General features: G+C 69.4%; 12 protein-coding genes. 8 read left to right on the forward strand and 4 right to left on the reverse strand.

The window, feature by feature from the left end; translation table 11 throughout:
- Positions 1 to 124: 124 nt before the first annotated feature.
- Entirely contained in the window at positions 125 to 793 is a 669-nt protein-coding gene (locus ACWDS7_RS42830) for a TetR/AcrR family transcriptional regulator (protein WP_451933953.1), read from the reverse strand.
- 112 nt (positions 794 to 905) lie between these two features.
- On the opposite strand from ACWDS7_RS42830, the gene ACWDS7_RS42835 reads away from it, so the two are divergent.
- The 5 genes from ACWDS7_RS42835 to ACWDS7_RS42855 all read left to right on the forward strand — a co-directional run bounded on the left by ACWDS7_RS42835 (position 906) and on the right by ACWDS7_RS42855 (position 5,071).
- Positions 906 to 1,628, forward strand: coding sequence for an SDR family NAD(P)-dependent oxidoreductase (locus tag ACWDS7_RS42835; protein ID WP_175592006.1), 723 nt, complete (start codon positions 906 to 908; stop codon positions 1,626 to 1,628).
- A 388-nt stretch (positions 1,629 to 2,016) separates the two neighbouring features.
- Positions 2,017 to 2,742, forward strand: coding sequence for a tyrosine-type recombinase/integrase (locus ACWDS7_RS42840; RefSeq protein WP_451933954.1), 726 nt, complete (start codon positions 2,017 to 2,019; stop codon positions 2,740 to 2,742).
- Positions 2,733 to 2,942: a tyrosine-type recombinase/integrase gene (locus ACWDS7_RS42845; RefSeq protein WP_451933955.1), complete on the forward strand. Its 210-nt coding sequence runs from the start codon at positions 2,733 to 2,735 to the stop codon at positions 2,940 to 2,942. The genes ACWDS7_RS42840 and ACWDS7_RS42845 overlap by 10 nt, the downstream gene beginning before the upstream one ends.
- Before the next feature lie 409 nt (positions 2,943 to 3,351).
- Positions 3,352 to 4,476 carry a DUF4158 domain-containing protein gene (locus tag ACWDS7_RS42850; protein ID WP_451933962.1) on the forward strand — a complete coding sequence of 375 codons (1,125 nt, stop codon included), beginning with the start codon at positions 3,352 to 3,354 and terminating at the stop codon, positions 4,474 to 4,476.
- Between the two features lie 76 nt (positions 4,477 to 4,552).
- On the forward strand, positions 4,553 to 5,071 hold the full coding sequence (locus tag ACWDS7_RS42855) for a hypothetical protein (RefSeq protein ID WP_451933956.1): 519 nt from the start codon (positions 4,553 to 4,555) through the stop codon (positions 5,069 to 5,071).
- Positions 5,072 to 5,115: 44 nt separating this feature from the next.
- On the opposite strand, the gene ACWDS7_RS42860 is transcribed toward ACWDS7_RS42855, so the two are convergent.
- Positions 5,116 to 5,706, reverse strand: coding sequence for a TetR/AcrR family transcriptional regulator (locus ACWDS7_RS42860; RefSeq protein WP_451933957.1), 591 nt, complete (start codon positions 5,704 to 5,706; stop codon positions 5,116 to 5,118).
- A gap of 156 nt (positions 5,707 to 5,862) precedes the next feature.
- On the opposite strand from ACWDS7_RS42860, the gene ACWDS7_RS42865 reads away from it, so the two are divergent.
- Positions 5,863 to 6,882, forward strand: a complete 1,020-nt coding sequence (locus ACWDS7_RS42865; RefSeq protein ID WP_451933958.1) for an aldo/keto reductase — start codon at positions 5,863 to 5,865, stop codon at positions 6,880 to 6,882.
- Between the two features lie 165 nt (positions 6,883 to 7,047).
- Here ACWDS7_RS42865 and map read toward each other — a convergent pair whose 3' ends face one another.
- Positions 7,048 to 7,872 carry a type I methionyl aminopeptidase gene (map, locus tag ACWDS7_RS42870; RefSeq protein ID WP_451933959.1) on the reverse strand — a complete coding sequence of 275 codons (825 nt, stop codon included), beginning with the start codon at positions 7,870 to 7,872 and terminating at the stop codon, positions 7,048 to 7,050.
- An 87-nt stretch (positions 7,873 to 7,959) separates the two neighbouring features.
- Here map and ACWDS7_RS42875 point away from each other — a divergent pair, with 87 nt between their 5' ends.
- Complete coding sequence (locus ACWDS7_RS42875) at positions 7,960 to 8,229, forward strand: helix-turn-helix domain-containing protein (RefSeq protein WP_306872794.1); 270 nt, start codon at positions 7,960 to 7,962, stop codon at positions 8,227 to 8,229.
- Here the strand turns inward: ACWDS7_RS42875 and ACWDS7_RS42880 are convergent.
- The gene (locus ACWDS7_RS42880) at positions 8,206 to 9,489 is read right to left on the reverse strand and encodes an FAD-dependent monooxygenase (protein WP_451933960.1); all 1,284 of its coding nucleotides are present in this window, start codon (positions 9,487 to 9,489) and stop codon (positions 8,206 to 8,208) included. The two genes, ACWDS7_RS42875 and ACWDS7_RS42880, sit on opposite strands and share 24 nt — an antisense overlap.
- Here ACWDS7_RS42880 and ACWDS7_RS42885 point away from each other — a divergent pair.
- A partial coding sequence (locus ACWDS7_RS42885) for a hypothetical protein (RefSeq protein WP_451933961.1) occupies positions 9,488 to 9,924 on the forward strand: 437 nt, incomplete at its 3' end. The genes ACWDS7_RS42880 and ACWDS7_RS42885 overlap by 2 nt on opposite strands.

The following is a 9,924-nucleotide window of genomic DNA, read 5'->3' on the forward strand; positions in this document are numbered from 1 at the left end:
CTTGCCGGGCGCGGCGGCCCACCGGCCCGTGGCTGCCACCGGCGTGCCGGCCGGCGCGTAGAGGAAGGCGATGCGAAAGCCGCCCACGCACCCGGCGTACCTCACGCCGAGGGGGCCAAGGGGTTCACGGATTCACCGTGAGCCCGCCCAGCACGTCGTACATCTGCTGCGTGGTCAAAGGCGCGACGGGAAGCGGTCCTCGGACGGCCTCCGTACGCAGCCCGTCGAGCAGGAAGGCGACGCCCCGGCGCCACGCGCCGGGCGCGGCGCCGGCGGCTGCGCGAGCGAGCAGAGCGCTGCTGCCGAAGACGAGCAGAAGGTCCTCGCTGGTGAAGTCCGGGCGCAGGGAGCCGGCCCGCTGGGCGCGCTCGATGATCCGGGTGGAGGCGGCCTGCGCCCGGCCGCAGACGGCCATCAGCAGCTCGGCACGCGGATACCGGCCGCTGACCACGTCGGCGACGGCGGGGTCGGTGGCCTGCAGCTCGCAGACCTTCTCGATGTAGTAGGCGAATCCGTCCCAGGCGTCGCCAAAGGACAGGGCGTGCTCGGCGACCTCGTCGAGGCGGCCTGCGGCCAGGTCGGTCACCACCTCGTCGATGAGCGCCTCGCGGGTGCCGTAGAGGTTGTACAGGGTGCCGTGGCTCACCCCGGCCCGGCGGGCGATCTCTTTCAGCGGCACCTTGAGGCCGCGCTCCTGGAAGAGCTCGGCGGCGGCCGCCCGTAGTCTTTCCGCGTTGCGTTGCGCGTCGGCCCGCATCCGGTCGTTCCTCCTGGCTGTGGCGTGGGACTCCATGGTCGCATCCTGAGGCACATCCAATTTGACCCGGGGGTCAAGTTAGATGCTACCGTCGCCCAACAAGTTGACCCCAGGGTCAAGAAAGCCGTTCATGTCAAGGAGCACTCCCATGTCCAAAGTGATCGCCGTCTTCGGTGCCGGTACCGGCCTTGGGGTGTCCGTGGCCCGCCGCTTCGGACGCGAAGGTTTCCGGGTCGCACTGGTGGCCCGCCGCAAGGACCGGCTGGACGCCCTCGCCGGGGAGCTCGGCGGCGAAGGCATCGAGGCGGTGGCCTTCTCCGCCGATCTTGCCAAGCCCTCCGAGGTGCCTGCCCTGGTGCAGATGATCCGGGACCGCCTGGGCCGGATCGACGTGGTCGAGTACGGGCCGATCAGCGGTGACACGGGCTTCACCGCCGCCACCGAGCTGGACGCGGCAACCCTGATGGAGCTGTCGCCGCTGCTCCTGTTCACCCCGGTCGAGGTGGTCCGGGCAGTGCTGCCGGAGTGGACCGAGCGCGGTGACGGTGCCTTTCTGCTGACCCAGGGCTACTCGGCGGCGCGGCCGATGCCGTACCTCAGCGGCCTGGGCCCGGTGATGTCCGCCACCCGCAACTACCTGTACTCCCTCAACGCCGAGCTGGCCGGCACGGGCGTCTACGCCGGCACCCTGAGCGTCGCCTCCCTGATCGCCCGGAGCGAGGTGGCCGCCGCGGCGCAGGCCGCCTTCACCGCGGCCGACGGCCCGAAGGTCGGCATCGTCGATCCGGACGACCTGGCCGATCAGTACTGGCGCATGTACACCGAGCGCGACCACGTCGAGCGGTTCTACCCCGACTCGCTCACTGCCTGATCACTGACGTCTCCCGTCCGCGCGTGAAGCGGTCCTGGCATCTGCAGGCATACGGCCCTTGGCTCACGACCTGTTCGACCAGGTCCGTGAACGGGACGATGCCGGTCCTGGCCGAGCAGCGGCCGAAGACGTGGGCGTGGTGGGCGGCCAGGCTGTAAGTTCCGGCGATAAATGGCCGGGTATCTCCGGCGCTACGTGGCCGAACATGATCCTTTGATGGCAAGAGTACGGCCCCACCGCGTGGCGGGACCCGCGTTGACTCATGTACGCGATAATCGCCTGTTATCACGTACATGAGCTGCCAGCCGTCGTGGTCGAGCAGGCAATTCCATCCACGAGACGGTGTGCGACTCGCGCACGTTATCCGGTACATGCCCCCGACGTCGGTGTGAACGCGGCCGCAGGCCGGAAGGTCTCGCCGCTGCGCGGCGACGGCGTCGACCTCGCCGGGGCCGCCGAGCAGTTCCTGTCGACGAACCGGATCGGCAACCCGAACACGCATCGGGCCTACGCTTCGGCGATCGACCGGACCGTCGCGGTCCTGGGTGCGGGCCGGCTGTTGGCTGAGGTCGCTGACGAGGAGATCGGAGCCGCGCTCACCCAGTTGTGGGGTGGGTGCGCGCCTGCGACGTGGAACCGCAACCGGGCCGCGATCTCCTCCTGGCTCACCTGGTGCACGACGAAGAAGCGGTGGGTAGCCCCGTCGGTGCCTGGCGATGTCGAGCGACGTCGCGAGACCCCGGACGAAACCAAGGCGGTCGCCAAGACGACGATCCACCGGCTGCTGTCGCGCCGAGATGTGCCGCTGCGGGAGAAGACCCTGTGGCGGATGCTCTACGAAACCGCCGGCCGCGCCGCCGAGATCCTCGCCCTCAACGTCGAAGACCTCGACCTCGAAGGACGCCGCGCGCCGATTCGATCCAAAGGCGGGGCGATCGAATGGGTGTACTGGGACACCGGCACCACCCATCTCCTGCCCCGGCTCCTCCGACTGCCCGACGGGACGCAGCGCACCCGGGGGCCGCTGTTCCTGTCCGACGGCCCGCGGCAGCCGATATCTGTCCATACACCGACCGGGCCCGCCTGGGCTACGACCGCGCCCGCGTGCTGCTAGAGAAGTACGCCGGACTCAACCTCCACCAGCTCCGCCACTCCGCCGCCACTCATCTCGGCGACGCCGAAGTTCCCCTGCAGCTCGTCATGGCCAAGACCCGGCACAAGAATCCCCGCACCGCCATGCGCTACACCCGGCCAGGCAGCGAAGTAATCGCCGCTGCCACCGAGCACCTCGCGCCACCCCGCCGACGCCACTAACCAGCAGGAATTCCGGCCGCGGTGTCTTTCTCCTGTATTCCGGCTGCCCCCAGCGATGACCTGCGCGGACAGGGCTTGGCGCACGATCCGGTTCCGATGTTCCTCGGACCCCGACCCGCGCCGTCAGCGTAGCGGCCTTGCGTGGTTGTTCTCCTTGCCGCGGAGGCTGAGATGCCCGGCGCCGTTGCGGGCGTCCGGCGGGCGCTCCGGTCCGGCGTCCTGCTCCCGAAGGCGTCCCCAGCCCCAAAGTAGCGATGAGCTAGATCACGGTTGCGGTTCGTAGTCGTCACGAATCGCGCGTACCGGGGCGTAGGGGGTGTTCCCCGTTCGATCGTGTGCCCTGTTCTCGGGGGTCGGTCAGGCGAAGGGAGCGGCGGGGATGCGTCGGGAGTAGGAGCCTGAGGAGCTGATCGCGGCGTGGACGCTGCTGGACAGCGACTGGGATCTGGTGGGGAACAAGACGGGGGCGACCCGTCTGGGCTTCGGCCTGCTGCTGAAGTTCTTTGAGCAGGAGGGCCGCTTCCCGCGACATGCGGGCGAGGTGCCGCGGGCGGCGGTGGACTACATGGCCGGGCAGGTGAAGGTCGACGCTGCGCTGTTCTCGGAGTATCGGTGGTCGGGGTCAACGATCGAGTACCACCGGGCGCAGGTGCGGGAGGCGCTGGGGTTTCGGGAGTCGACCCGGGCGGATGAGGACGTGCTAGCCGGGTGGCTGGCGAAAAAGATCTGTCCGATGGTGTTCACCGACGAAGGGCTGCGTGCGGCGCTGCTGCCTCGCTGTCGGAAGTTAAAGATCGAACCGCCGGGCCGGATGGACCGGATCGTGGGTGCGGGCCGGGCCCGGTTCGAGCGGAAGTTCTGCCTGCATGTGCTGAACGGGCTGTCGGCGGACTCGGCGCGGTCGCTGTGGGAGCTGGCCACGGGCGAGGACGGGTTCCTGCTGGAGCTGAAGTCCGACCCTGGACGGCTGGGCCTGGAGACGCTGCTGGAGGAGATCGTCAAGCCGCGGCGGGCCAAGACGCTCGGGTTGCCGGCGGATCTGTTCGGCGGCTATTCGGACCGGTTGGTGGCCTCCTGGCGGGCCCGGGCAATGGCCTCGCATCCGTCGGACTTCGCGGCCAACCCGCCGGCGACCCGGTTGACGTTGATGGCTGCGCTGGCCTGGTCGCGGACGACGGAGATCACCGACGCGCTGGTCGATCTGTTCATCGGCCTGGTGTCGAAGATCAACACGCGGGCGGAGCGGAAGGCCGAGCGGGCGATCGAGGCCGAGTCCCCGACACGACTCGTCGTCACCTTCGACGATGCCCCTGGCGCCGGACCGTCGAGAGAATCGTCGGTCGTCACCTTTCTCGTCGAACCGCACGAAGACATCGTCCGTCTCACCGTGACCCACGAGAACCTGCCCAACCAGGCGATGCTCAACGGGATCGCGCACGGATGGCCGGCCGTACTGACGAACCTCAAGTCGCTGCTTGAGACCGGTGAGGTCCTCCCACAGGCGCCATGGGAGATGTATCGGGCGCACGCCTGAGAAGGCAGCCGCCGCAGCCTTGCCACATGAACACCGCGCACGACCACAGAAACACGACCACAGAAAGAAGAAGGACGTGCTGGACACCGCCCCGCTCCGGAACGCTTACCGTGCCCTGCTGGACGCCGCGGCCACAATGGCCGACTCTGGTGACACCAGTCCCGCCCCGCCGGCCGGCGAGTGGAACGCCGACCAGATCCTGGCGCACGTCGCCATCGTCACTGCCACCACCATCGCCGCCGCCTCCTCCGTCGCCTCGGCGACGAACGCCACCTACGACAACCGCACAGCCCAGGACACCTGGACCATCGAACGCGTCATAGCGCGCGCCGGCGGCAACGCGGGGCTTCGGGAGCGTATCCGCCTCCAAGGGGACGCCCTCTGCGCACTCGGCGGGCCTGCGCTGAGCGAGGCCGAACTCGACACACCGGTGCCCACCCTGCTCCTGTCCAACGGCACAGTCCTGGTCGATCAGCTCGTGCCGCTGAGGGACCTCATCACAGGCCTTGCGGACGTGGAGCTGCCCACCCACACCGAACAGCTCCTGGCCCTACTGCCGGACGGCGCCCAAGCCGAGTCGACATGGCCTGTATGACTTCGGGGATGTCGGCGGCGCCGAACTTGGTCACGGTGTCGCGGCTAGTGCGGTAGGCGCAGTCCTGCGACGAGGATTTCGGCCAGTCGACGTGCGTCGTAGCCGGGATCGCCGTCCGCACCGATGCAGAGGTTGCCGACTCCGCGCATGAGTTCGTAGGCACTGATGTCGGAGCGGATCTCTCCAGCGGCCGCTGCGGCTCTGAGCAGCTGGGCGCAGACGGGCACGAGGCGGTCGAGGAAGTAGGCGTGCAGCGTGTCGAAGGCGGCGTTGTCGGACTGGAGCACCGCGGCGAGTCCGTGCTTGGTGACCAGGAAGTCGACGAAGAGACTGATCCACCGTCCCAGTGCGGCACAAGGAGTCGGGCTGGTCGCCAGGAGTGTTGGACCGGCCTCGGCGCAGGCGTCGACCTGGTGCCGGTAGACGGCGATGATGAGGTCCGCCCGCGTCGGGAAGTGGCGGTAGATCGTACCCAGCCCGACGCCGGCCTTGGCCGCGATGTCGCGTACGGGCGCTTCCACGCCTGACGTGACGAAGGCCGCGGCAGCCGCGTCGAGCAGGGCCTCCTTGTTACGCCGGGCGTCCTTCCGTCTGGACTGGGCCGCGCGCTCTGCGCCCTGGTCGCTGTCGTTCACCGCGCTCCTCCGCCGTCATCGCACTTGCAAACCGGAACCGTGTTCCGTATGGTTTCGGAACCAGGTTCCGTTTTGCTCATGATGCCAGAGCGGGAGCCTGACATCCAAGCCACTCATCGCCACCACGTTCCACCCGCAATGAGGAGACACACGGTCATGCAGTACCGCAATTTGGGCCGTACCGGTGTGCAGGTCAGCACTCTCGCGCTCGGCGCGATGAACTTCGGCAAGATCGGGCGCACCACCCAGGACGAGGTCACCGCCATCGTCGACGCCGCCCTTGAGGCCGGGATCAACCTGATCGACACCGCCGACGTGTACAGCGGTGGCGAGTCGGAAGAGATGGTCGGCAGAGCCATCGCCAGCCGCCGAGAGGACATCGTGCTGGCCACCAAGGCGGGCCTGCCGATGGGCGACGAGCGCAACCATCAGGGCGGTTCGCGCCGCTGGCTGGTCACCGCACTGGACGACAGCCTGCGCCGTCTCGGTGTCGACCACGTCGATCTCTACCAGATCCACCGGTGGGACCCCCGTACCGGCGACGAGGAGACGCTGTCGGCTCTGACCGACCTGCAGCGCGCAGGGAAGATCCGTTACTTCGGCTCCTCGACCTTCCCCGCCTACCGCATCGTGCAGGCACAGTGGGCCGCCCGCGAGCTCCACCTGAGCCGCTACGTCACGGAACAGCCCAGCTACTCGATCCTGCAGCGCGGGATCGAGGCCCACGTCCTGCCGGTAACCGAGGAATACGGACTCGGTGTGTTGGCGTGGAGCCCGTTGGCCTCGGGCTGGCTGTCGGGTGCGATCCGCGAGGGCCGGGAGATCACCAGCAACCGCTCAGCGTTCATGCCGCAGCGTTTCGATACCACCGTCCCCGCCAACCGGGCCAGGCTCGAAGCCGTCGAGCGGTTGGCCGAGGTCGCCGACGAGGCCGGCCTGACCATGATCCAGCTCGCGCTCGGATTCGTGACCGCGCACCCTGGCGTGACCGGCGCGCTCATCGGCCCCCGTACGCTGGACCACCTGCACTCGCAACTCGCCGCCGCGGACACCGTGCTCTCCGCCGACGTACTCGATGCGATCGACGCCATCGTGGCCCCCGGCACCGATCTGGCCGCGCACGAGAAGAACGACACTCCGCCCGCGCTGCTCGACCCGTCCCTGCGACGCCGCTGATCGACAGCGGTTGGCGGTACCGGCCGCCAGGAGCGTAAAGTGCCACGTCACGGCCACTGTGTCGGCGGTCCGGCCCGGACCACGACGCGCCGCCGGAGACGCCGGCGTTTCGGCGCTGACTGCGAGCACCGTTCGATCGGGCCGGCATCGGTCGAACAGGGCGACTCAGGCGTCCTTTACGGCCGGCCGACCGGCGGGATCAGCCCGCGTTGCCGAGTTCTCCGGTTCACGCCGGGTGAGCACCAAGGGGGCGTCCTCGGTGATGGCGACCGTGTGCTCGGAGTGGGCCGTGCGCGAGCCGTCGGCCGACCGGATGGTCCAGCCGTCGGGGTCGTAGACGATCCGGTCGGTCGTGCGGGCGAACCAGGGTTCGAGCGCGAGCGTCAGGCCCGGCCGGAGCTTCAGGCCGCGGCCCGCCCGGCCCCTGTTGGAGACGTGGGGCCCCTCGTGCATGGTGCGGCCGATGCCGTGGCCACCGAACTCGGTGTTGACCGGGTAACCGTAGTCGTGGGCTACCGCCCAGATGGCCGCCGAGATGTCACCCAGGCGGTTGCCCGGACGTGCCACCTCGATCGCCGCCTCCAACGCCTCCTCGGTGGCGCGGATGATCCGCAGGTCCTCCTCGGCAGCGGTCCCGACGACGACCGTGCGTGCCGAGTCGGCCACCCAGCCGTCGACGCTGACCGCGAGGTCCGCGCTGAGCACGTCCCCGTCGCGCAGCGTGTAGTCGTGGGGCAGGCCGTGCAGGACGGCGTCGTTGACCGACAGGCAGATGACGTTGCGGAACGGGCCGCGCCCGAAGGACGGCGCGTAGTCCCAGTAGCACGACTCCGCCCCGCGCCGTTTGATCATGCCGCGCACGTGGTGCTCCAGGTCCAACAGGTTGACACCCACGTCAGCGAGCCGGCCGACCTCGGAGAGCACCTCGGCGACGAAACGCCCGGCCACATGCATGCGTTGGATCTCCGCAGGCGTCTTCAGTTCAATCACGAATACCTCGCGTCACAGGGTGTTGGTATTACTATACCGGCACCCTAGCACTTGCCGGTATAGTAATACCACCCCTATCCTCGGAGCATGGTCCGCCAACCGCTCACACCTGAGCAGATCGAAGCAGGCAGGCGCCTCGGCGCCCTGCTGCGCCACGCGCGAGCGGGACGCGACCTGGCGGAAGTCGCGCACGCGGCTGGTATCTCGCCGGAAACCCTGCGCAAGATCGAGACCGGACGGCTGCCGTCCCCCGGGTTCGGCACGATCGTCTGCCTCGGCGAGGCACTCAACGTGCCGGTTCAGGAGTTGGCAGCTACCTGGCGCGGCAACGACCTACCGCTGGAAGCCGTCTCGTAGCCGCTGTTGCGCCCGCCCACGGAGTCCCGGTGGGCCGGCCCGGTCTGGTGACGCGGCGGGCGACGGCGGGTAGTCGTCGACGGTCATGGAGTTGTAGAGGCGTGCGCTCCTGGTGGTGAGGCGGACGAGGGCGCGGCTGGGCCCCGCGGGCAGGGCGGAGATCAGGCGGGCGCCCTGGGCCAGTCCCCACACGCCGAGGTGCGAGGTGGGGATCAGGGTCTTCGCCGCGCTCAGCGCGGCCGCGTGGCTGCCGCGCACGTGCTCGGCCATTGCGCGCTCGTAGGCGGGGAAGGCGCGCTCGTGGTCACCGTCCGCCCGCGCCAGCTCCCCGGCGAGGACGTACGCGCCGACAACGGCCAGGCTGGTGCTGCCGCCGACGGCCGGGCCGGGGCAGTAGCCCGCGTCGCCGACGAGCGTCACCCTCCCCCGCGACCAGGTGTCCATGCGGAGCTGGGTGATCGAGTCGAAGTAGAACGCCGGGGTGCGGTCCAGCTCGTCCAGCCAGCGGTCCACGTCGGCGTGCATGCCGTCGAACGCACCGCGGAGCAGCTCCTTCTGCCGGGGCACGTCGTGGTGACGGTAGTGGAGCTCGCGCTCGCTCCGGAACAGGAACAACGCCCGCGCGTCGCCGAGGTGCCGCGCGCCGTACATGCCGGCAGTGCGGCCGACGCCGACGTGGATGAGGAGCTCGCCGTCGAGCCTGGAGACGTTCGGCAGGGTCAGCACCCCGAGGTAGGCCCCGGTGAAGGCGCTGAAGCGGGACTCCTTGCCGAAGACGAGGCGGCGCACGTTGGAGTGCAGCCCGTCCGCGCCGACGACGAGGTCGAAGCGGCGCGGCGCGGCGTTCTCGAACCGCACCTCGCCGTCGGGCGAGATCGCGCTGATCGAGTCGCCGAAGACGTACTCGACGTCGTCTCGCGCGGCGTCGTAGTAGATCTCGCTCAGTTCGTCGCGCATGATCTCGACGTGCCGGTCGGAGGTGGCGCTGAAGATCTTGGAGAGGTCCACCCGCACGGGGCGCCGTGCGCCCTCCTGACAGACGGTCATCCGGTCGGTGCCGGTGGCCCGCTCCTCGATGCGTGGGAGCACGCCCATCTTCTCCGAGATGTTCATCGCGGGCCGGAACAGGTCGACCGCGTGTCCGCCCGTCTTGCGCAGTGCGGGGGCCCGCTCCACGACGGTGACCTCGAAGCCGTGTCTCGTGAGCCAGTAGGCCAGCACCGGACCGGCGACGCTGGCGCCGGAGACGAGAATCCGCATGGTATCCCTCCTTCTTGTCATTCAGCCCACCCGTACGGCGTGGATCGCGCTGCAGCAGGCCAAGACCGACTGGCACCGCCGCGCCGCCCTGTACGGGCTGGCCGGCTCCCACCTGATCGACTGGCGAGAGACCCGGCTGGGCGAACGGTTCGAGATCACCACCATCGGCACCAACCGGCGCGCCTCCGCCCTGGCCGGCCACGACCTGGAGGAGCGCATCGCCGAGCACGAGGGTCTGCCCGCCTCCCGGGTGAAAACCCGGCCCGCGACGATCGCCGGCCGTCTGCTCATCAACGTCCGCTACAAGGACCCCTGGGCCGATGACCTGCCGCATCCGCTGCTCGACCCCACCCCGGAGATCCTGCTGCCGCGCACCGCGGACGCCCGCGAACCGATCATCATCGGCATGGACCCCGAAACCGGCCGGCCGCTGCA

It is taken from the genome of Streptosporangium sp. NPDC003464 (assembly GCF_053588315.1).

Coding starts and splice junctions, on each gene's coding strand:
- ACWDS7_RS42830 (WP_451933953.1), bottom strand. CDS start 793: ATGGAGTCCCACGCCACAGCCAGGAGGAACGACCGGATGCGGGCCGAC.
- ACWDS7_RS42835 (WP_175592006.1), top strand. CDS start 906: ATGTCCAAAGTGATCGCCGTCTTCGGTGCCGGTACCGGCCTTGGGGTG.
- ACWDS7_RS42865 (WP_451933958.1), top strand. CDS start 5,863: ATGCAGTACCGCAATTTGGGCCGTACCGGTGTGCAGGTCAGCACTCTC.
- ACWDS7_RS42875 (WP_306872794.1), top strand. CDS start 7,960: ATGGTCCGCCAACCGCTCACACCTGAGCAGATCGAAGCAGGCAGGCGC.
- ACWDS7_RS42880 (WP_451933960.1), bottom strand. CDS start 9,489: ATGCGGATTCTCGTCTCCGGCGCCAGCGTCGCCGGTCCGGTGCTGGCC.